Consider the following 19,977-nt stretch of genomic DNA (forward strand, 5'->3'; position numbering starts at 1 on the left):
CCGAGGCGGAGCTGCGCGCGCTGGTCGACCTCGCCGAGAAGGAGTCCCTGATCGAGGACGAGGAGCGCCGGATGGTGCACTCGGTCTTCGAGCTGGGCGACACGCTGGTGCGCGAGGTGATGGTCCCGCGGACCGACCTGGTCGTCATCGAGCGGTACAAGACCATCCGCCAGGCCCTCACCCTCGCCCTGCGCTCCGGGTTCTCCCGCATCCCGGTCACCGGCGAGAGCGAGGACGACATCGTCGGGATCGTGTACCTGAAGGACCTGGTCCGCAAGACACACATCAGCCGTGAGGCGGAGGGCGACCTGGTGTCCACGGCCATGCGCCCGGCCGTGTTCGTACCCGACACCAAGAACGCCGGCGACCTGCTGCGCGAGATGCAGAAGGAACGCAACCACGTCGCCGTCGTCATCGACGAGTACGGCGGCACCGCCGGGATCGTCACCATCGAGGACATCCTGGAGGAGATCGTCGGCGAGATCACCGACGAGTACGACCGGGAGCTCCCGCCCGTGGAGGACCTCGGCGACGACCGCTTCCGGGTCACGGCCCGCCTGGACATCACCGACCTCGGCGAACTGTACGGGCTGGAGGAGTACGACGACGAGGACGTGGAGACCGTCGGCGGCCTGCTCGCCAAGGCGCTCGGCCGGGTGCCGATCGCCGGTGCCTCCGCCGAGGTCGAACTGCCCGACGGGCGCCGGCTGGAGCTGACGGCGGAGGCCGCCGCCGGCCGCCGGAACAAGATCGTCACCGTTCTGGTGGAGCCGGTGCCCATGCCCGTCGCCGAGGAGGCCGAACCGGAGTGACCCCGAAGGAGCTGCGGGCCTTCTGCCTGTCCTTCAACGCCGTGGTGGAGGACTTCCCGTTCAACCCGGAGACCTCGGTCTTCAAGGTGCTGGGCAAGATGTTCGCCCTGACCGACCTGAACGCGCGGCCCCTGACGGTCAACCTCAAGTGCGATCCGGAGGACGCGATCCGGCTGCGCGGCGAGCACGAGGGGCTGATCGTCCCCGGCTGGCACATGAACAAACGGCACTGGAACACCGTGACGGTGGACGGCCGGCTCCCGGACCGGCTGGTCCGGGAGCTGATCGAGGACTCGTACGACCTGGTCGTCGCCGGTCTACCGCGCGCCGAGCGGCTGCGCCTCGACCGTCCGTGACCTGAGTCCCAGACCGATCAGGACGGCCGCCACGAGGACCACGCCCGCGTCCAGGGCGAGGACCGTGTGCGCCCCGGCCAGCAGGTCGTCCGAGGTGGTTGCCAGCACGCCCAGCAGCGGGATGCCGACCGTGATACCGACCTGCTGGGTGGAGGTCACCAGGCCGGTGGCCAGGCCCTGCTCCTCGTCGGGGACCCCGGAGGTCACGGTGAGCCCGTACGAGATGATCGCGCCCAGGTGGCACATGCTCGCCAGGGACACCGCGGCGGTGGCGAGCCACACCGACCAGACGTGGGCGTTCAGCAGGACCAGGGTCGCCACCAGCGTGCCCTGGCCGGCCAGCGAGCCCACCAGGGTGCGGCGGGCGCCGAAACGGCCGATGACCCTGGCCGCGAGGGTGCCGGCGACGGCCGACAGGACGCCCTGGACGCCGAAGACCAGCCCGGTCTCGAAGGCCGACAGACGCAGGACCTCCTGGAGGTACAGGGTCAGCACGAAGACCACCGTCGACATCATCGAGAAGGTGACCAGACCGCCCAGATTGCCCCAGGCCACCGTGCGGCGGCGCAGCATGGGCAGCGAGACGAGGGGGGCCGCCGAACGGGACTCGATCACGGTGAACGCGGTCAGCAGCAGCAGGCCGGCGACCAGCGTGGTGATGACGTCCGTGTGGCCGAAGCCGTGGTCGGCGGCCGTGGACAGGGCGTAGATCAGCGACAGCAGACCGGTGGTGACGGTGACCGCTCCGGGGATGTCCAGCCGCGGGCGCTGGGGGGTGCGGGACTCCGGCAGCAGGCCGGGCGCCAGCGGCAGGACGATCAGCGCGAACACCGTGAGCAGGGCCATCGTGGAGCGCCAGCCCAGCGTGTCGGTGAGTACGCCGCCCGCGACCATGCCGATGGTGAAGCCCAGCGACAGCAGCGTGCCGGAGATGCCGAGGGCGCGGTCCCGGGCCGGGCCCTCCGGGAAGGTGGTGGTCAGCAGGGACATGCCGGTCGGCACGATCGCCGCCGCGCCGAGGCCCTGCAGCGCGCGTCCGGCCAGGAAGGACGCCGGGTCCCAGGCCAGCGTCGCCAGCAGCGAGGCCGCGCCGAACAGGGCCAGACCGATCAGGAACAGTCTGCGGCGGCCGTACAGGTCGCCGATGCGGCCGAACAGGAGCAGGAAGCCGCCGGAGGGCAGCGCGAACGCGGTGACCGCCCACTGCAGGGCGGACTGGCTCATGCCGAGGTCGCTCCCGAGAACGGGCAGGGCGACGTTGAGGACGGAGAAGTCCAGCGCGACCATGAACTGGGCCGCGCACAGGACGAACAGGACGAGCTTGTCGCGCGTCGACAGCCGGGGGGTGCCGAGCGATTCGCCCGCGGGGGCGGTGGGTTGGGTGGTGGTGTCGATCGCCATGGCAAGAGCTTGTGGCCGCCGGAACAATCCTGGGGAGTCGGAACTTATGGTGGTGGTGGTACCACCAGAGACGACGGGGGAGGAGCGGTACGTGCCTGCTGTGGGGGCGACGAGGAGCGAACGGCACAACGAGCTGCGCGAGTTCCTGATGAGCCGGCGGGCCCGGGTCAGTCCCGAGGACGCCGGACTGCCGGTCGGCGGGGGCCGGCGCCGTACGCCCGGACTGCGCCGTGAGGAGGTCGCCGTGCTCGCCGGCGTGGGCGCCTCCTGGTACCAGTGGCTGGAGCAGGGACGGGACATCTCCGTCTCCCCCCAGGTCCTCGACGCCGTCGCCCGGGTGCTCCGGCTCAGCGACGCCGAACGCCGGCACCTGTACCTGCTGGCCGGGCTGAACCCGCCCACGCCCGAGGTGGCCCCGGGGAGGCGGGACATGTGCGACGGGCTGCGACGGCTGATCGACACCTGGATGCCGTACCCGGCGCACATCATGGACCTGTACTACAACTGCGTGATGTACAACGACGCGGCGGCCATCGTGCTCGGGATGCGGCCGGGGAGCACGCAGAACTGCCTGGTCGACTTCTTCGTCGATCCGCTGTACCGGTCGCGCAGCAACAGCTGGGAGCGGAACGCGCGCACGGTCGTGGCGCAGTTCCGGGCCGCGTGCGCGGCCCGGCCGGACGACGAGGGGTTCCAGTCGGTGCTCGCCGAGGTCAGCGCGGCCAGCGCCGAGTTCCGGCAGATGTGGGCGCAGCGGGACATCGAGGACCAGGGGCAGATCCGCAAGGAGCTGAACCATCCGGCGGCCGGGCTGCTGGTGGTGGAGTCGACCGCGATGAAGGTGCCGGCCCGGCCCGACCTGCTGATCGTGCTGCACACCCCGCTGGACGAGGCGAACACCGCGGCGAAGCTGGAGTGGCTGGCCTCCCCCGAGGGGCGGCGGGGCGCGATGTACCCCGTGGCGGGATGACGGCGCGAGGGCTTCGTATGCTCTGGGCATGACTGAGAGCAGCGGGCTTGACCCCGAGGACCGCAAGATCGTGACCCTGGCCCGTTCCGTGCGGGCCCGCAACGGTGTGCCCGAGGGGGCGGCCGTACGGGACGACACCGGGCGTACGTATGCCGCCGGGTCGGTGGAGCTCGCGTCGCTGAAGCTGAGCGCGCTGCGCACGGCCGTCGCCATGGCGGTGGCGTCCGGTGCCACGTCCCTGGAGGCGGCGGCGGTGGTGAGCGAGGCGGAGTCGGTGCGGGACGAGGACCGGGCCGCCGTCGCCGACCTGGGGGGCGCTCGGACGCCGGTACTGCTCGCCGGGCCCGACGGGAGTGTGCGGGTCACGGTCACCGCCGGCTGAGCGGGCGTCGAACCGAACAGAAGGTCGGCTGGAATTCAACCTTGTTGGGTCCTCCGTGTCGCGGGTCAATGGGCCATAGGTTCCGACGGACCGTCAGATCCGCACCGCCGTGCAGTGTGCCGCACCCGCCTGCTCAGGCCTCCCCGTCCGTCGGCGTCGCCACATGGCACCCCCCCACACGGAAAGGGAAGCGGATCCCCATGAGAGGCAAGCGCACGGCAACAGGTGCGGCTCTGGCCGCCGGGGCCCTCGCGGTCACCGGACTCGCCTTCGCGCCCACCGCGGCCGCCGTCACTCCCCAGACGGCGACCATCAACGCGAGCTGCGGCATCTTCGGCGGTGGTGCGGCCACGCTCACCGCCACCCAGAGCGGCACCTCGGCCACCCTCACCCTCACCTCGTCCGCGATCACCACGCCGGTCGCGGTGGCCAAGGACTCGATCAGCTCCACGCTCACCATGGCCAAGGCCAGCGGCGGCACCGTCGTGTTCAGCGGCACGAAGAACCCGGCCATGAGCGCGGGCTCCCCGGTCAGCGTCGGCCCGCTCCCCGGCACCGTCACCTCCGGCGCCATCCTGGACGCCTACGGCGGCTCGCTGAAGATGGTGATCTTCGGCGTCACCGTGACCTGTACGGCGACGGCGAAGCAGTCGCCCGGCCCGTTCGTCTTCAGCTGACGGGACCGAGCGATCTGTTCCGGATGCCGCAGAAACTGATGAACCGTCAGCTTTCTGCGGCATCTCCATTGACTTCTCACCCCCGCTCCACATCAATGCCCCCTGTCGGCGCAGACGAGCCGCTGCGCCAGCAACCCTCAGGAGGGGGCCCATGGGTCCGACACCCCGAAGAGCCCGACGGTGGCGCTGGGCGTCACTGCTCGGGGCGACCGCCCTCGCGGTCACCGCGGGCGGAGCGCTGGCCTGTCCGGCCGGCGCCGCCGGCACGAACGTGGACTTCGCCACGCACTGCATTCCGCCCGCCGTCGCCGGCATCCCGCCGATCGACGGCACCACCACCGCGAACGTGTCGGTGGACAACACCACTCCCAAGGTCGGCGACACGGTCACCGTGACGTACACCGTGGTCACCGCCGCCGCCAGCAACCCCACCGACCTGGCCCTGCCGGCCGACATCATGACCCCCACCGGCAAGGTCACCCTCGGCGGCGCCCAGACCGGGGGCGTCACCGTCGCCGGACCGAAGAAGAACCCGCCGGTGCCGGGGAAGGCCGCCTTCCCGTCCTTCTCCATGACCGGCACCTTCACCGTCACCAAGGCCGGGCGGATCACCCTCTCGCCGGGCGACTACAACATCCACACCAGCTACATCCTGGAGCTGGACACCCCCTGCACGGTCATCTCCCCGCCCGCCCCGGCCTCGCAGACCATCACCGCGACCGACGGCACCCCGGCCAACACCCGCGCCATCTCGCTGAGTTCCGCCTCCGGTGACGCCGGTGCCGGGGTCACCGTCAGCGGGTCGCACTTCACCCCGGGCGCGACCGTGACCCTGGCCGGGCGGGCCGGCGACACCCAGACCGCGGACACCGCGACCGTGACCGCGAACGCCCAGGGTTCCTTCAGCGGCTCCCTCGTCGTCAACGACAGGACGACGACCGGGATCGTGGCCTACGAGGGCGGCTCCTGGAACGCGGACAAGGGCGCCGGTCCCGCGGCCTACGTCGTCAACGACACCACGCCCGTCCCGGACGGCAGCCAGAAGCTGACCACCACCGTCAAGGCGGGCACCCTGTCCATGTCCCAGGCCGGGGACTCCGTCGCCCTGTCGGCGGTCGACTTCGGCCAGGGCGGGGCCTCCACCGGCAGCCTGAACACGGTGACCGTCAAGGACTTCCGCGGCGGCCCCGCGGGCTGGTCCCTGACCGGCAAGGTCACCGACTTCACCGGCCCCGGCGCCAAGATCGACGCGGGCGCGCTGAGCTGGACGCCGGACTGCGCGACCAAGGCGGGCAGCCCCAGCACCTGCCAGGCCGGTTCGGCGGGCACCGTGGGCACCTCGGGAGCGACTCTCGCGTCCACCCCGAACGGCACGCTCACCGGCGGCGAGTTCACCGTCGGCGCCGGCCTCTCCCTGGACGTACCGGCGTTCACGCCCCCGGGCGCGTACTCCGCCGTCCTGACCCTCACCCTCACCTGACCGACCGCACCCCGCCACCGGTGGCCGGGCGCCCCGCCGTACGACCGGGGCCGCATCCGCCCGACCGCCGCCGCCCGCCCGAGCCCATGGGGGGTCCGCACCCGTGCGCAAGCCGTACGTCCTCCTGCTGAGCCTTCTCGCCCTGCTCCTCGCAGGCGCCGAAGTCCCCGCCCACGCCGCCGACAACGGCAGCTGGGCCGTCTACCCGGTCGCCTCGCAGACCGCCGCGCGGCCCTACTTCACCCTCGCCGCCGAACCCGGCCAGACCCTCACCGACAAGGTCGCCGTCCAGAACAGGACCGGCCGGCCGCTCACCTTCCGGCTGTACGCGGCCGACGCCTACAACACCGCCCGGGACGGCGGATTCGCCGTGCGGACCGTCCGGGAACGCATGCGCGGGGTCGGCGCCTGGGCCAAGCCCGCGAAGTCCCGGATCACCGTGCCCGCCCACCGGACCGTCACCGTGCCCTTCACCCTGCGCGTCCCCGACGGAGCCGGGCCCGGCGACCACCCTGGCGCCCTCGTGGCCCTGGACGAGCGGGTCGACCGGGGCGGCGGCGGACTCGCGCTCGGCGTGCAGCGGGCCGTCGGCGCCCGCGTCTACCTCCGCGTCGGCGGACCCGCACTGACCGCGCTCTCCGTGGAGCACGTGCACATCAGCCACCACCAGCCGCTGCTCCCCGGCCTCGGCGACAGCACGGCGACCGTCTCCTACACCCTGCGCAACACCGGGAACGTCACCCTCGCCCCCAGGGTGCGACTGACGGCGCGCGGGCTGTTCGGCCGGACGCTGCTCGACCGGGACCTCACCCGCGTGCCCGCCGAACTGCTGCCGGGCCAGCGGGTGCGGCTCACCGAGACCTGGCCCGGAGCGCCCCAGTTCGACCGGGGCGAGGTGACGCTCACCGCCCGCGCCCGGGACACCCGCCAGTCGGCGAGCGCATCCTTCCTCGCGCTGCCCTGGCTGCCGGTGCTGCTGGTGTTCGCCGCCGCCGCGCTGGCCGGGGCGCTGCTGGTCAGAGCGCGTCGGGTCCGCGCTCGCCGGTCCGCACCCGCACGACCGTCTCCACGGGGACGGACCACACCTTCCCGTCCCCGATCTTCCCCGTCTGCGCGGCCCTGACGATCGCGTCGATCACGTCCTCCGCCACGGCGTCCTCCACCACGACCTCGATACGCACCTTCGGCACCAGGTCGACCCGGTACTCGGCCCCCCGGTACACCTCGGTGTGGCCGCGCTGCCGGCCGTAGCCGCTCGCCTCGGTCACGGTCAGACCGTGCACCCCCAGCTCCTGCAGGGCGGTCTTGACCTCGTCCAGACGGTACGGCTTGACGATCGCGGTGATGAGCTTCATGCCTGGCTCTTGCCCTTCTGGGCGGGGGAGAGGACGGACGAGCTGACCGGGGCGCCGTGGCCCAGGACGCCGTGATCGTATGCCGTCTCGGCATGCACCGTCAGGTCCAGTCCGGTGTGCTCCTGCTCCTCACTCGCCCGGAAGCCCAGCACCCTGCCGATCAGCCTGCCGAGCCCGTACGTCACCGCGAAGGCGTACCCGGCCACGGCCGCCACGGCGAGCAGCTGCCTGCCGAGTGGGGCGAGCCCGCCGCCGTACAGCAGACCCTGCGTGCCGCCGGTCATCGCCTTGTCGGCGAACAGGCCGATCAGCACGGTGCCGATGATCCCGCCGACCAGGTGCACACCGACGACGTCCAGGGAGTCGTCGTAGTTCAGCCTGAACTTCCAGCTCACGGCGTAGGAGCAGACGACACCGGCGGCGAGGCCCACGACGAGCGCGCCGAGCAGGGAGACCGTGCCGCAGGACGGGGTGATCGCGACCAGGCCGGCCACCGCGCCGGAGGCGGCACCCAGGGTGGTGGGGTGGCCGTCGCGCCGCTGCTCCACGAAGAGCCAGCCGAGCAGCCCGGTGCAGCCGGCGGCCAGGGTGTTGAGGAACGCGGCGGCGGCCAGGCCGTTCGCGCCGAGCGCCGAGCCCGCGTTGAAGCCGAACCAGCCGAACCAGAGCAGACCGGCGCCGAGGATCACCATCGGCAGGTTGTGCGGGCGCATGGCGTCCTTCTTGAAGCCCAGGCGGGGGCCGAGGACGAGGCACAGGGCGAGACCGGAGGCGCCGGAGGTGATCTCGACCGGCAGACCGCCGGCGAAGTCCAGCGCGCCGAGCCCGTCGAGAATCCAGCCGCCCGGCCCCCACACCCAGTGCGTCACCGGAACGTATACGAGGAGCGCCCAGAGGGGGACGAACACCAGCCAGGCCGAGAACTTCGTCCGGTCGGCGACCGCGCCGCTGACCAGCGCGGCGGTGATGACCGCGAAGGTCAGCTGGAAGGTGGCGAAGAGGAGGGTGGGGACCGTGCCGTGGACGCTGTCCGGGCCGAGGCCGCGCATGCCGGCGTGCCCGAGCCCGCCGATCAGCCCGCCGCCGATGTCGTCCCCGAAGGCGAGGGAGTAACCGGCCGCCAGCCACACCACCGTGACCAGGGCGATCGACACGAAGCTCATCATCAGCATGTTCAGGACGCTCTTCGTGCGGACCATGCCGCCGTAGAACAGGGCCAGGCCCGGCGTCATCAGCAGGACGAGGGCGGTCGCGGCGAGCAGCCAGGCGGTGTCGCCGGTGTCGACGTGGGCTGCGGCGAGGGTCACGGGCGTCTCCAACGGTGCGGGGGCTGCGTCAGAGGGTCACGGGTGTGCGTTTCCGGCCGCCTACGGGTGTGTTTCCGTGACGTTTCATCGCCTGAGGGTCACCGGAAGCGTGCGGTACGGCGGACCTCCGTGGATCAGGGACAATGAACGCCATGAGCGTTCGCACCCCGTCATCCGAGCAGCCGGCCGAGACCGTCCACCGCGCCGGCTTCGCCTGCTTCGTGGGCCGCCCCAACGCGGGCAAGTCCACCCTCACGAACGCTCTGGTCGGGCAGAAGGTGGCGATCACCGCGAACCAGCCGCAGACCACGCGGCACACGGTCCGCGGCATCGTGCACCGGCCCGACGCCCAGCTGATCCTGGTGGACACGCCCGGGCTGCACAAACCGCGCACCCTGCTCGGCGAGCGGCTCAACGACGTCGTGCGCACGACGTGGGCCGAGGTCGACGTGATCGGCTTCTGCCTGCCGGCGAACGAGAAGATCGGCCCCGGTGACCGGTTCATCGCCAAGGAACTGGCCGGGATCAAGAAGTCCCCGAAGGTCGCCATCGTGACGAAGACCGACCTCGTCGACTCCAAGGCCCTCGCCGAACAGCTGATCGCCATCGACCAGCTGGGCAAGGAGCTGGGCATCGAGTGGGCGGAGATCGTGCCGGTGTCGGCGGAGGGGGCCAAGCAGGTGGACCTGCTGGCCGACCTGCTGATCCCGCTGCTGCCCGAGGGGCCGGCCCTCTACCCGGAGGGCGACCTCACGGACGAGCCCGAGCAGGTCATGATCGCGGAGCTGATCCGCGAGGCCGCGCTGGAGGGCGTCCGGGACGAGCTGCCGCACTCGATCGCCGTGGTCGTGGAGGAGATGCTCCCGCGCGAGGACCGGCCGGCGGACAAGCCGCTGCTGGACATCCACGCCAACGTCTACATCGAGCGCCCCAGCCAGAAGGGCATCATCATCGGCCCCAAGGGCAAGCGCCTGAAGGAGGTCGGCATCAAGTCCCGCAAGCAGATCGAGGCCCTGCTCGGCACCCCCGTCTTCCTCGACCTCCACGTGAAGGTGGCGAAGGACTGGCAGCGGGACCCCAAGCAGCTGCGCAAGCTGGGCTTCTAGCCGACGGCTCCCCGCGGAGCCATGTCCTGCAGACCCACCACCCGCAGCAGCTGCAGCCTGTCGTGGGACTCCGTGCCCGGGCGGGCCGTGTGCAGGACGAGGTGGTGGTGGTCCTCGTGGCTCAGCAGGACCTCGCAGTCCACTTCCAGCAGACCCACCACCGGGTGCAGGAACCGTTTCGTGGCCGGGTGGCGCAGGGACACCTCGTGGGTGTCCCAGAGCCGGGCGAACTCCTCGCTCGCCGCGCGCAGTTCGGCCACCAGGGCGGCCGGTTCCGGGTCGTCGGGACGGGCCGCCGCCACCGCGCGCAGGTGGGCCACATGGTCGCGGGCCCGCGCCGGGTGGTCCTCCGGCGGGAACAGCTCGCGGGCGGCGGGGTCCAGGAAGAACCGCCGGGTCAGGTTCCGCTCCCGCGGCGGGCGGGCGAGCACGTCGCCGATCAGGGCCCGGGCCAGCGCGTTCTGCGCGAGCACCGTGCCGCAGTCCGTCACCACCTGGGCCGGTGAGTCGTACACCCGGTCCAGCACCAGCAGCAGCCCGGGCCGGACGTGGGCCGAGGCCGGGTCCCGGCGCGGCGGCTGCTCGCCCACCAGGTGGAAGAGATGGTCCCGCTCGTCGTCGGTCAGCCGCAGCGCACGGGCCAGCGCCGTCAGCATCTGGCGGGAGGGGCGCGGGCCACGGCTCTGCTCCAGGCGCGTGTAGTAGTCCACGGACATCCCGGCCAGCAACGCCACCTCCTCCCGGCGCAGTCCGGGCGTACGGCGGCGGGCGCCGGGCGCGAGGCCCACGTCGGAGGGCTCCAGACGGGCACGGCCACGGCGCAGGAAGTCGGCGAGTTCCGTTCGGTTCACCCCTCCAGGCTGCGCCGGACCGGCGCACTTATCCAGGGACTGCCGGTCCCCCGATCAGGAGGTCTCTCCCGCCCCCGCCGGCACCGGCCGAGGGTGGGAGCACCGAACGAGAGGAAAACAGCCATGCTGACCCTGATCACCGGCGCCACCGGACAGGTGGGACGCGGCTTCGTCCCCCGGCTGCTCGCCCAGGCCCGGCCCGACGAGCGGATCCGGGTGATCGTCCGCGACGAGAGCCGTGCCGCCGCCCTCGCCGACCGCGGCGCCGAGGTGGTCGTCGGCGACCTGCGCGACACGGAGGTCCTCGGCAAGGCGCTCGCCGGAGCGGACGCCGTCGTCAACATCGCGGCGTCCTTCCGGGGCGTGCCCGACGAGGAGGTGTGGGCCGTCAACCGGGACGCCGCGCTGGAGCTGGGCCGGGCGGCCGTCGCCTCCGGGGTACGCCGGTTCGTGCAGGCCAGCACCGTCCTGGTGTACGGCGCCGGGCGCGGCCGGCCACTGGTGGAGGACGACCCCACCGTGCCGGGAGGACCGCTGTGGACGGCGTACCCGCGGTCCAAGGCGGAGGCCGAGCGCGGGCTGCTGGCGCTGGACGGGCTGGACGTCCGGGTGGGCCGCCTCGGCTTCGTCTACGGCGACGGCGACCCGCACCTGGTCAACGCCCTGCCGCAGACCGCCGGCTGGCCCGCCGCCAAGCGCTTCTTCCAGCTCGCGCACGTCGCCGACGTCGCCCAGGGCCTGCTGCGCCTGCTGTACGCCCCCGGTGCGGCCGGCCGCGCCTACAACATCGCCGACGACGCCCCCGTCACCCTCCTGGAAGTCCACCAGCTCCTCGGCATGGAGCCGCCGGCGGACGGCCCCGACCCCGACCCCTGGTACGCGATCGCGTCCACCGACCGCATCCGCCGCGAGCTGGGCTACCGGCCGCTGTTCCCGACCCTGTGGTCCGCCCGCGACGCCGGAGCCCTCTGACGCACTCCGCCCCTCGGTCCGCCCGCGCGGCGGGTGGTCATCTCTGCGCCCGCAGCAGCTCCCGGAACCAGTGGTAGGAGGACTTGGGCGTGCGGGCGAGCGTCGTGCGGTCCACGTGCACCAGGCCGAACCGGCGGGCGTAGCCCTCCGCCCACTCGAAGTTGTCCATCAGGGACCACACGAAGTAGCCGCGCACGTCGACCCCGGCCTCGACCGCCCGGTGCAGGGCCCGGATGTGGGCGTCCAGGTAGGTGATGCGGTCCTGGTCGTCGACGCCCTCGTAGGAGCAGCCGTTCTCGGTGATGACGACGGGCGGGAGCCGGTCGCCGTAGCGGTCGCGGAAGCCGGTGAGCAGTTCGGTGAGCCCCTCCGGTACGACCGGCCAGCCGAAGTCGGTCACCGGGCGGTCCCGGATCTCCCGCACCGAGAAGGGGAGTCCGGCGGGGAGGGCGAGCCCGCCGTACTCCCCGCCGCCGCTGCCGGGAGCGCCCACCAGGGAGGGCGCGTAGTAGTTGACGCCGTACCAGTCGACCGGCTCGGCGATGACCAGCAGGTCCTCCGGCACGTCCCCGGGCATCAGCTCGCCCATGCCGTCCGGGTAGGCGCCGAGGATGACCGGCTCGGCGAACAGCCGGTTGAGCAGGAGGTCGTAGAAGCCCGCCGCCTCCACGTCGGCCGGTTCCCCGGAGGCGGGCCAGGTGGGGCCGTGGGAGTTGGCGATCCCGATGTCCGTGGCGCCGGCCGCGCGCAGCGCCCGTACCGCGAGGCCGTGCGCGAGGAGCTGGTGGTGGGCGACCGGGAGGGCGTCGAAGAGCAGCCGCCCGCCGGGGGCGTGGGCGCCGATCGCGTGCCCCAGCAGGGTGTGCTCGGCGGGCTCGTTCAGCGTGATCCAGGTGCCGACGCGGTCGCCGAGCCGCGCGGCGACGGCCGTCACGTAGTCGGCGAACCGGGCCGCGGTGTCCCGTTCCAGCCAGTCCAGCGAGGCGGGCAGGTCCCAGTGGAAGAGGGTGGGGACGGGGCGTACGCCGGCCGCGCACAGCTCGTCCACCAGACGGTCGTAGAAGTCCAGGCCGCCGGGGGAGTTCACCCGGGGCCAGGAGACCGAGAAGCGGTACGCGTCCACGCCCAGACCGGCGAGCAGGGCCACGTCCTCGGCGTAGCGGTGGTAGTGGTCACAGGCCACCGCCGCAGTCGAGCCGTCCTTCACCCGCCCGGGCTCGGCCGTGAACACGTCCCACACGGACGCCTCCCGCTCCTCGGCCGCCCCCTCGATCTGATGGGCGGAGGTCGACACGCCCCACAGGAAGCCGGCCGGGAACCGGGGGATCTCGGTGCCTGCGTCAGTCGCCATGGGCGGATCATCCGTACCCCCGGTAACAGAAGTCAACGCCCCGGAGGGGAACGGTCCTCACGCCCCCTCCTTCAGCACCCGTGACACCAACTCCCTTTCCGTCTCCGTCAGCCGGGGGTCCGCCGTGTACACCGTGCGGCCGTCCACCGTGATCTCGTAGCCGAAGCCGTCCGGGACGCCTGCCGGAGGCGTGCCCCGGCCGCACGTGAGGACCTCTTCGGCCAGGGTCTGCCACTCGTGGGCGTCGGGCCGGCCCGAGGTGTCCACCTCGGCCCGGCGCTCGATGCCCGCGAAACCGCCTGTGCGTCGTACTCGAATCCGCATGGGTCCGATGTCTAGTACGGAACTACAGAGTCCGCACCCCCACCTGTTCCCACGCCTTCTGCACGGCCCGGAGTTCGTCCCCGGCGCCGTACCGCTCCCGGGTCGCCTTCACCGTCAGTGTGGCGAAGTCGGCGAAGAGGGCGTCCTTCTTCAGCTCGCCGCCGGTGAGCACGTCGTACCAGATCTGCCCGGCCTTCTCCCAGGCGTGGCCGCCGAGGGCGGTGGCGGCCAGGTAGAAGGCGTGGTTGGGGATGCCGGAGTTGATGTGCACCCCGCCGTTGTCGCGGCCGGTGCGGACGTAGTCCTCCATCGTCGCCGGCTGCGGGTCCTTGCCGAGGACGTCGTCGTCGTACGCCGTGCCCGGGGCCTTCATCGAGCGCAGGGCGGTGCCGGTGACGCGCGGGGCGAGGAGCCCGGCGCCGATCAGCCAGTCGGCCTCGGCGGCGGTCTGGCCCAGCGTGTACTGCTTGATCAGCGAGCCGAAGACGTCGGAGACCGACTCGTTGAGCGCACCGGGCTGCCCGAAGTAGGTCAGGTTGGCGGTGTGCTGGGTGACGCCGTGGGTCAGCTCGTGGCCGATGACGTCGACCGGGATGGTGAAGTCGAGGAAGATCTCGTTGTCGCCGTCGCCGAACACCATCTGCTCGCCGTTCCAGAAGGCGTTGTCGTAGCCCTCGCCGAAGTGCACCGTGGCGTCGAGGGGGAGCCCGCTGTCGTCGATGGAGTGCCGGCCGTACGCCTTCAGGTACAGCTCGAAGGTGGCGCCGAGACCCGCGTAGGCCCGGTTGACGGTGGCGTCGGAGCCGGGCTCGGAGCCCTCCTCGCGGACCTTGGTGCCGGGCAGGTCCTGGGTGTGCCCGGCGTCGTAGACCGTGCGGTGCGGCCGGTCGGCGGCGGCGCCCGCGGGCGGGGCGACGGAGGGTGCGCCGATCACCGTGGTCAGCCGGCGCTTGGTGCGCTGGTAGGCGTCGTGCTCCAGGGACCGGCGGGCCGGGCCGGAGAGTGCGGGGTCCTCGTGGCGGGCGAGCCTGTCGAGGACGTGCGGCGGCACGATCGTGCAGAAGACGGGCTCGAAGCCCCCGTTGGTCGTCATGTCCGGCACCATCGCACTGCGTGACCCAGGTGTCACTACCTGCCACCATGATTGGTGAAATACCAGGACACGGAGCGCGACGCTCCGTGACGATGTGGTAGAGCGATGTGGGGCGGCGCACTTTTTGTCCCCTTTTGCCGCACGGTCCCGCATACTGGGACAGGCCCGCGCACCCCGGAGCGGCTCGGCTAGGCTGCGGAGCATCATGCGTTTCGGGCTGCTTCTTCTTAGCTGCCGCGGCGAGGGCCTGTAGTCGAGGCCGACTCCCTCCCCGCGGAGCTTGGCGTTGCGTCGTCGGCCGTCCTTCCGGACACTCTGAGGAGCCTTACGCATCATGGCCAACCGCCAGCAGCCCAGCCCCATGCCGATCCACAAGTACGGCCGCTACGAGCAGGTCGACATCCCGGACCGCACCTGGCCCGGCAAGCGGATCACCACCGCGCCCCGCTGGCTCTCCACCGACCTGCGTGACGGCAACCAGTCCCTGATCGACCCCATGTCGCCCGAGCGCAAGCGCCGGATGTTCGACCAGCTGGTCAAGATGGGCTACAAGGAGATCGAGGTCGGCTTCCCCGCCTCCGGCCAGACCGACTTCGACTTCGTGCGCTCGATCATCGAGGAAGAGGGCGCGATCCCGGACGACGTCACCATCTCCGTGCTGACCCAGGCCCGCGAGGACCTGATCGAGCGGACGGTGGAGTCCCTGAAGGGCGCCAGGCGGGCCACCGTCCACCTGTACAACGCCACGGCCCCCGTCTTCCGCCGGGTGGTGTTCCGCGGCTCCAAGGACGACATCAAGCAGATCGCCGTCGACGGCACCCGCCTGGTGATGGAGTACGCCGAGAAACTGCTCGGCCCGGAGACGGACTTCGGCTACCAGTACAGCCCCGAGATCTTCACCGACACCGAGCTGGACTTCGCGCTGGAGGTCTGCGAGGCGGTCATGGACGTCTACCAGCCCGGCCCGGGCCGCGAGATCATCCTCAACCTGCCCGCCACCGTGGAGCGTTCGACCCCGTCCACGCACGCGGACCGCTTCGAGTGGATGCACCGCAACCTCTCCCGCCGTGAGTACGTCTGCCTGTCCGTCCACCCGCACAACGACCGCGGTACGGCCGTGGCGGCGGCCGAGCTGGCCCTGATGGCCGGCGCCGACCGCATCGAGGGCTGCCTGTTCGGGCAGGGCGAGCGCACCGGCAACGTCGACCTGGTCACGCTGGGCATGAATCTCTTCTCCCAGGGCGTCGACCCGCAGATCGACTTCTCCGACATCGACGAGATCCGTCGTACGTGGGAGTACTGCAACCAGATGGAGGTCCACCCGCGCCACCCGTACGTGGGCGACCTGGTCTACACGTCCTTCTCCGGCTCCCACCAGGACGCCATCAAGAAGGGCTTCGACGCCATGGAGGCCGACGCCAAGGCCAAGGGCGTCACGGTCGACGACATCGAGTGGGCGGTGCCGTACCTGCCGATCGACCCGAAGGACGTCGGCCGCTCCTACGAGGCCGTCATCCGGGTCAACTCGCAGTCCGGCAAGGGCGGTGTCTCCTACGTCCTGAAGAACGACCACAAGCTGGAACTGCCGCGCCGGATGCAGATCGAGTTCTCCCGGCTCATCCAGGCCAAGACCGACGCCGAGGGCGGCGAGATCACGCCGAAGGAGATCTGGGCGGTCTTCCAGGACGAGTACCTGCCGAACCCGGACAATCCCTGGGGCCGCATCCAGGTGAGGACCGGCCAGTCGACCACCGACACCGACGGCGTGGACACCCTGACCGTCGAGGCCACCGTCGACGGCGAGGACACCGTCCTGACCGGCTCCGGCAACGGACCGATCTCGGCCTTCTTCGACGCCCTGCAGTCCATCGGCATCGACGTACGCCTGCTGGACTACCAGGAGCACACGATGAGCGAGGGCGCCTCCGCGCAGGCCGCCTCCTACATCGAATGCGCGATCGACGGCAAGGTCCTGTGGGGGATCGGCATCGACGCGAACACGACGCGTGCTTCGCTCAAGGCGGTCGTCTCCGCGGTGAACCGCGCGACCCGCTGACCCCGCCCGACCGGGCCTTTCGACGCCCTGACCGCCGCTCACGGCGGTCAGGGCGCCGTCGATTGTCGGCCATCGCGCCCCTCAGATCACGGAAAGGTCTCCGACGGGGTACTGACTCCACCTCGGTGATGTGGCTAACATCACGCCAGCGCGGCGATGTTGCCGCGCGGTTACGGAGGTGCGACGTGCTGCCAGTACGGGGACGAGACGGCCGTGCCGCCAGGGCTGCGCGCATCCTGGGCACCCGCACCGCGTGGACACCCGTCGGGGACGGCGAGTTCTTCTGCCCCGGCTGCGGCGGTGACCGCAACTACCAGCGGCTCACCGGCCGCCGCAGGCTCACCCTCCTCGGGGTGCCCGTCCTGCCGCGCGGCGCCACCGGGCCCGTCGTGGAGTGCGCGGCCTGCCGGCACCACTTCGGCACCGAGGTCCTGGACCACCCCACCACCCGCCGCTTCTCCGCGATGCTCCGCGACGCCGTGCACACCGTCGCCCTCGCGGTGCTCGCCGCGGGCGGCACCTGTTCCCGTCCGGCCCTGGAGACGGCCGCCGCCGCGGTCCGCGCGGCCGGCTTCGCCGACTGCACCGAGGACCAGCTGGCCGCCCTCGTCGAGGCCCTCGCCGCCGACACCGGCCGGTTCTTCGAGCAGCCCTGCGGGGCCGGGCTGACCATAGAGCTGCACGAGGCCCTGGACCCGCTCGCCCCGCACCTGGCCCCGGCCGGCCGCGAGTCCCTGCTCCTCCAGGCCGCCCGCATCGCCCTCGCCGACGGCCCCTACACCCCCGCCGAACGCGACGCCCTCGCCACCGTCGGCGCGGCCCTCACCATCTGCGCCGACGACGTGACCCGCTTGCTGGCGGCGGCGCGCACCCCCTCCTGATCACCCGTTCGGAGTAAGAGCGGCGCCCCCGTCGCGGGCAGCATCAGGGCGTGATCCCGCGCAGCCGTTCCCTCCTCGCCAGCCTGGTGCTCCTCACCTCGCTCACCGTCCGGATGCCCGCGCACGCCGCGCCCGGCGGCTGCGGATCCTCCGAGCCGTACGTCTCCGGGCAGGGCGGCTACGCCGTCTACCGCATCCCCGCCGTGGTCAAGACCCGGCACGGCACCGTCCTGGCCTTCGCCGAGGGCCGCCGCGGCGGCGCCGGTGACACCGGTGACATCGACGTCGTCCTGCGCCGCTCCACCGACGACGGCTGCACCTGGGGCCCGCTGACGGTGGTGACCGCCGGGCGGGGCCACACCCGGGGCAACCCGGCGCCCGTCATCGACCCGCGCACCGGCGCGGTCGTCCTGGTGACCTGCGCCAACGGCGGAACCGTGACGGAGGCGCAGATCATGCGCGGCGAGGCGGCCCCGGGGCAGGGCCGCCGGGTGTTCGTGCAGCGCAGCTGGGACGACGGCAGGCGCTTCACCGCACCCCTGGACATCACGGCCCAGGTGACGCGGCCGGGCTGGCGCTGGTACGCCACCGGCCCCGGCCACGCGCTCGCGCTCACCCGGGGCCCGCACTCCGGCCGGCTGGTGATCCCCGCCAACCACTCCGCGGCCCCGCGCCCCGGCTCCCGCGACACCGGGCGGGAGCCCCGGTACTACGGCGGGCACGCCCTCTACAGCGACGACGGCGGCCGGCACTGGCACCTCGGCTTCGTGGACGGCGGGTACGACGGCGTGACCAACGCCAACGAGACCAGCGCCGCCCAGCTCCCGGACGGCCGCGTCTACTTCAGCGCCCGCGACCAGAACGGCACCGCCCCGGGCAACCGGCTCGACACCTACTCCAGCGACGGCGGCCGGACCCTGGACCGCCCCTACGCCCCCCAGCCGGCCCTGAACGCCGTCCCCGTGGTCCAGGGCAGCGTCCTGCAGATGCGCGGCCCCTGGGGTCCCCTGCTGTTCTCCGGGCCCTCCGTGCCGACCGCCCGCCGCGCCCTGGCCCTGTGGGACAGCACGGACGCCGGCCGCACCTTCACCGGGCTCGGCACCCTCACCCGCCGCCCGGCGGCCTACTCCGACCTCGTCCAGCTCACCCCCGGCACGGTCGGCGTCCTCTACGAGACCGGCGCCGAGAGCCCGTACGAGACCCTGACGTTCCGCAGGATCCGGCTGTCCTAGACGCCGGCGCGTGTCACGGGCGGGACGGCTGTCCCGTCGTACGGGGTGCGACATTCCTCGATCAAGGAGCGGATGATGAACCTCGTCCTGTGGCTCGCCGCCGGACTGCTCGCTGCGGTGGCTCTCCTCGGCGGCGTCACGAAGACCTTCGTGCCCAGGGAGAGACTGGCCGCCGTGCACGGCGGTGGATGGACCGGGGACGCCGGCGCCGGCTTCGTGAAGGCCCTCGGGATCCTGGAACTCCTGGCCGCCGCCGGCCTCGTCCTGCCCGCCGCGCTCGGCGTCGCGCCGGTACTGGTGCCGGTGACCGCCGGGTGCTGGATCCTGTTGATGGCCGGTGCGATGATCACACACGGCCGGCGCGGCGAGACCGCGTTCGTGCTGCTGAACCTCGTCTATCTGGCACTTGCCGCGTTCATCGCATGGGGGCGTTTCCTGTGAGCAGGACCGAGGAGTTCCAGGAACTGCGGCCCCTGCTGTTCTCGATCGCGTACCGGATCCTGGGCAGTGTGAGCGAGGCGGAGGACGCCGTCCAGGAGACCTGGCTGCGCTACTCCGCCACCCCCACCGAGCCCAGGTCGGCCAGGGCGTTCCTGTCGACCACGGTCACCCGGCTCTCCATCGACGTGCTGCGCTCGGCCCGCGTCCGCCGCGAGACCTACGCCGGGCCGTGGTTCCCCGAGCCGCTGCTCGCCGACCCCTACGAGGACCCCGCGCGATCGGCGGAGCTGGCCGACTCGGTGTCCATGGCGGCCCTGCTGCTGCTCGAACGGCTCAGCCCGCTGGAGCGGGCGGTCTTCGTCCTGCGGGAGGTGTTCGACTTCGGTTTCCCCGAGATCGCCTCTGCGGTGGGGCGCTCGGAGGCGGCCTGCCGCCAGCTGGTGGTACGGGCACGGCGCCACATGACCGAGGGCCGGCCCCGCTTCGAGGCGGACCGCACCGAACGGGAGGAACTGGCGTCCCGCTTCTTCGACGCCCTGCGCGAGGGTGACGTCGCCGGGCTGCGGGAACTGCTCGCCGCCGATGTGTCGATGGTCGGCGACGGCGGCGGCAAGGCACCCCAGCTGGCCCGGGCCCTCCTGGGCGCCGAGCGCGTCTCCCGGGTGCTCGGCACCGTCTTCCCCCAGATGGCCGGACTCGACGTCACGTTCGAGCCGCACGAGGTCAACGCCCAGCCGGGCGCGGTCTTCCGGGACCGGGACGGCAAGGTGCTGCACACCATGACACTCGACGTGCTCGACGGCCGGATCCAGGCGATCCGGCTGGTGGCCAACCCCGACAAGCTCGGACACGTGGGCCCGGTCGCGGACGCCTGGGCGGTCCACCGGGAACTGGGGCGGGCCCGCCGGACCGCGCGATGACGGCCCCCCG

General features: G+C 72.2%; 21 protein-coding genes. 14 read left to right on the forward strand and 7 right to left on the reverse strand.

Annotation, left to right across the window (positions count from 1 at the left end; translation table 11 throughout):
- Both AB0B40_RS26925 and AB0B40_RS26930 read left to right on the forward strand, forming a co-directional pair.
- Nucleotides 1–812: hemolysin family protein (locus AB0B40_RS26925; protein WP_362266005.1), on the forward strand; the 812-nt coding region annotated here is incomplete at its 5' end.
- Entirely contained in the window at nt 809–1,168 is a 360-nt protein-coding gene (locus tag AB0B40_RS26930; protein WP_345057907.1) for an MmcQ/YjbR family DNA-binding protein, read from the forward strand. The genes AB0B40_RS26925 and AB0B40_RS26930, both read left to right, overlap by 4 nt.
- Here AB0B40_RS26930 and AB0B40_RS26935 read toward each other — a convergent pair.
- A complete protein-coding gene (locus AB0B40_RS26935; RefSeq protein ID WP_362266007.1) occupies nt 1,130–2,569 on the reverse strand; it encodes an MFS transporter in 1,440 nt (479 codons plus the stop codon). The genes AB0B40_RS26930 and AB0B40_RS26935 overlap by 39 nt on opposite strands.
- Nucleotides 2,570–2,717: 148 nt before the next feature.
- Between AB0B40_RS26935 and AB0B40_RS26940 the strand changes: the two genes are divergently transcribed.
- From AB0B40_RS26940 to AB0B40_RS26960, 5 genes are all read left to right on the forward strand, one after another.
- On the forward strand, nt 2,718–3,539 hold the full coding sequence (locus AB0B40_RS26940; RefSeq protein ID WP_345058057.1) for a helix-turn-helix transcriptional regulator: 822 nt from the start codon (nt 2,718–2,720) through the stop codon (nt 3,537–3,539).
- A gap of 28 nt (nt 3,540–3,567) precedes the next feature.
- Nucleotides 3,568–3,921: a cytidine deaminase gene (locus AB0B40_RS26945; RefSeq protein WP_345057902.1), complete on the forward strand. Its 354-nt coding sequence runs from the start codon at nt 3,568–3,570 to the stop codon at nt 3,919–3,921.
- 200 nt (nt 3,922–4,121) lie between these two features.
- Nucleotides 4,122–4,598 carry a hypothetical protein gene (locus tag AB0B40_RS26950; protein ID WP_362266009.1) on the forward strand — a complete coding sequence of 159 codons (477 nt, stop codon included), beginning with the start codon at nt 4,122–4,124 and terminating at the stop codon, nt 4,596–4,598.
- A 151-nt stretch (nt 4,599–4,749) separates the two neighbouring features.
- On the forward strand, nt 4,750–6,078 hold the full coding sequence (locus AB0B40_RS26955; protein WP_345057897.1) for a beta-xylosidase: 1,329 nt from the start codon (nt 4,750–4,752) through the stop codon (nt 6,076–6,078).
- A gap of 103 nt (nt 6,079–6,181) precedes the next feature.
- Nucleotides 6,182–7,201, forward strand: coding sequence for a DUF916 domain-containing protein (locus AB0B40_RS26960; protein WP_362266011.1), 1,020 nt, complete (start codon nt 6,182–6,184; stop codon nt 7,199–7,201).
- Here AB0B40_RS26960 and AB0B40_RS26965 read toward each other — a convergent pair.
- Together AB0B40_RS26965 and AB0B40_RS26970 are read right to left on the reverse strand one after the other, a co-directional pair.
- Nucleotides 7,095–7,433: a P-II family nitrogen regulator gene (locus tag AB0B40_RS26965; protein WP_225821224.1), complete on the reverse strand. Its 339-nt coding sequence runs from the start codon at nt 7,431–7,433 to the stop codon at nt 7,095–7,097. The two genes, AB0B40_RS26960 and AB0B40_RS26965, sit on opposite strands and share 107 nt — an antisense overlap.
- Nucleotides 7,430–8,740 (reverse strand): ammonium transporter, encoded by a 1,311-nt coding sequence (locus tag AB0B40_RS26970; RefSeq protein WP_345057887.1) that lies wholly within the window; start codon nt 8,738–8,740, stop codon nt 7,430–7,432. The genes AB0B40_RS26965 and AB0B40_RS26970 overlap by 4 nt, the downstream gene beginning before the upstream one ends.
- Nucleotides 8,741–8,892: 152 nt before the next feature.
- Between AB0B40_RS26970 and era the strand changes: the two genes are divergently transcribed.
- Complete coding sequence (gene era, locus AB0B40_RS26975) at nt 8,893–9,846, forward strand: GTPase Era (RefSeq protein ID WP_345057884.1); 954 nt, start codon at nt 8,893–8,895, stop codon at nt 9,844–9,846.
- Here the strand turns inward: era and AB0B40_RS26980 are convergent.
- Complete coding sequence (locus tag AB0B40_RS26980) at nt 9,843–10,697, reverse strand: helix-turn-helix transcriptional regulator (protein ID WP_345057881.1); 855 nt, start codon at nt 10,695–10,697, stop codon at nt 9,843–9,845. The two genes, era and AB0B40_RS26980, sit on opposite strands and share 4 nt — an antisense overlap.
- A 123-nt stretch (nt 10,698–10,820) precedes the next feature.
- On the opposite strand from AB0B40_RS26980, the gene AB0B40_RS26985 reads away from it, so the two are divergent.
- Nucleotides 10,821–11,669, forward strand: coding sequence for an NAD(P)-dependent oxidoreductase (locus AB0B40_RS26985; RefSeq protein WP_362266014.1), 849 nt, complete (start codon nt 10,821–10,823; stop codon nt 11,667–11,669).
- Between the two features lie 37 nt (nt 11,670–11,706).
- Here the strand turns inward: AB0B40_RS26985 and AB0B40_RS26990 are convergent, their stop codons facing one another.
- The 3 genes from AB0B40_RS26990 to AB0B40_RS27000 are packed head-to-tail and all read right to left on the reverse strand — an operon-like array spanning nt 11,707 to nt 14,437.
- Complete coding sequence (locus tag AB0B40_RS26990; protein ID WP_345057875.1) at nt 11,707–13,020, reverse strand: GH1 family beta-glucosidase; 1,314 nt, start codon at nt 13,018–13,020, stop codon at nt 11,707–11,709.
- Between the two features lie 57 nt (nt 13,021–13,077).
- A complete protein-coding gene (locus AB0B40_RS26995) occupies nt 13,078–13,344 on the reverse strand; it encodes a protealysin inhibitor emfourin (RefSeq protein ID WP_362266016.1) in 267 nt (88 codons plus the stop codon).
- Nucleotides 13,345–13,366: 22 nt separating this feature from the next.
- Nucleotides 13,367–14,437 (reverse strand): M4 family metallopeptidase, encoded by a 1,071-nt coding sequence (locus AB0B40_RS27000; protein WP_362266017.1) that lies wholly within the window; start codon nt 14,435–14,437, stop codon nt 13,367–13,369.
- Nucleotides 14,438–14,771: 334 nt separating this feature from the next.
- On the opposite strand from AB0B40_RS27000, the gene leuA reads away from it, so the two are divergent.
- The 5 genes from leuA (at nt 14,772) to AB0B40_RS27025 (ending at nt 19,967) form a co-directional block, all read left to right on the forward strand.
- Nucleotides 14,772–16,493, forward strand: a complete 1,722-nt coding sequence (gene leuA / locus AB0B40_RS27005) for a 2-isopropylmalate synthase (RefSeq protein ID WP_362266019.1) — start codon at nt 14,772–14,774, stop codon at nt 16,491–16,493.
- 185 nt (nt 16,494–16,678) lie between these two features.
- Nucleotides 16,679–17,374, forward strand: a complete 696-nt coding sequence (locus AB0B40_RS27010) for a TerB family tellurite resistance protein (protein WP_345057864.1) — start codon at nt 16,679–16,681, stop codon at nt 17,372–17,374.
- 50 nt (nt 17,375–17,424) lie between these two features.
- Entirely contained in the window at nt 17,425–18,606 is a 1,182-nt protein-coding gene (locus AB0B40_RS27015; RefSeq protein ID WP_345057862.1) for a sialidase family protein, read from the forward strand.
- Nucleotides 18,607–18,681: 75 nt separating this feature from the next.
- Nucleotides 18,682–19,047 carry a DoxX family protein gene (locus AB0B40_RS27020; RefSeq protein ID WP_345058054.1) on the forward strand — a complete coding sequence of 122 codons (366 nt, stop codon included), beginning with the start codon at nt 18,682–18,684 and terminating at the stop codon, nt 19,045–19,047.
- The gene (locus tag AB0B40_RS27025; RefSeq protein WP_345057859.1) at nt 19,044–19,967 is read left to right on the forward strand and encodes an RNA polymerase sigma-70 factor; all 924 of its coding nucleotides are present in this window, start codon (nt 19,044–19,046) and stop codon (nt 19,965–19,967) included. The genes AB0B40_RS27020 and AB0B40_RS27025 overlap by 4 nt, the downstream gene beginning before the upstream one ends.
- The last annotated feature ends 10 nt before the right edge of the window (nt 19,968–19,977 follow it).

This window comes from Streptomyces sp. NPDC042638, from assembly GCF_040647235.1.
Taxonomy (GTDB): domain Bacteria; phylum Actinomycetota; class Actinomycetes; order Streptomycetales; family Streptomycetaceae; genus Streptomyces; species Streptomyces rameus.

Coding starts and splice junctions, on each gene's coding strand:
- AB0B40_RS26935 (WP_362266007.1), bottom strand. CDS start 2,569: ATGGCGATCGACACCACCACCCAACCCACCGCCCCCGCGGGCGAATCG.
- AB0B40_RS26940 (WP_345058057.1), top strand. CDS start 2,718: ATGAGCCGGCGGGCCCGGGTCAGTCCCGAGGACGCCGGACTGCCGGTC.
- AB0B40_RS26945 (WP_345057902.1), top strand. CDS start 3,568: ATGACTGAGAGCAGCGGGCTTGACCCCGAGGACCGCAAGATCGTGACC.
- AB0B40_RS26950 (WP_362266009.1), top strand. CDS start 4,122: ATGAGAGGCAAGCGCACGGCAACAGGTGCGGCTCTGGCCGCCGGGGCC.
- AB0B40_RS26955 (WP_345057897.1), top strand. CDS start 4,750: ATGGGTCCGACACCCCGAAGAGCCCGACGGTGGCGCTGGGCGTCACTG.
- AB0B40_RS26965 (WP_225821224.1), bottom strand. CDS start 7,433: ATGAAGCTCATCACCGCGATCGTCAAGCCGTACCGTCTGGACGAGGTC.
- era (WP_345057884.1), top strand. CDS start 8,893: ATGAGCGTTCGCACCCCGTCATCCGAGCAGCCGGCCGAGACCGTCCAC.
- AB0B40_RS26985 (WP_362266014.1), top strand. CDS start 10,821: ATGCTGACCCTGATCACCGGCGCCACCGGACAGGTGGGACGCGGCTTC.
- AB0B40_RS26990 (WP_345057875.1), bottom strand. CDS start 13,020: ATGGCGACTGACGCAGGCACCGAGATCCCCCGGTTCCCGGCCGGCTTC.
- AB0B40_RS26995 (WP_362266016.1), bottom strand. CDS start 13,344: ATGCGGATTCGAGTACGACGCACAGGCGGTTTCGCGGGCATCGAGCGC.
- AB0B40_RS27000 (WP_362266017.1), bottom strand. CDS start 14,437: ATGACGACCAACGGGGGCTTCGAGCCCGTCTTCTGCACGATCGTGCCG.
- leuA (WP_362266019.1), top strand. CDS start 14,772: ATGGCCAACCGCCAGCAGCCCAGCCCCATGCCGATCCACAAGTACGGC.
- AB0B40_RS27020 (WP_345058054.1), top strand. CDS start 18,682: ATGAACCTCGTCCTGTGGCTCGCCGCCGGACTGCTCGCTGCGGTGGCT.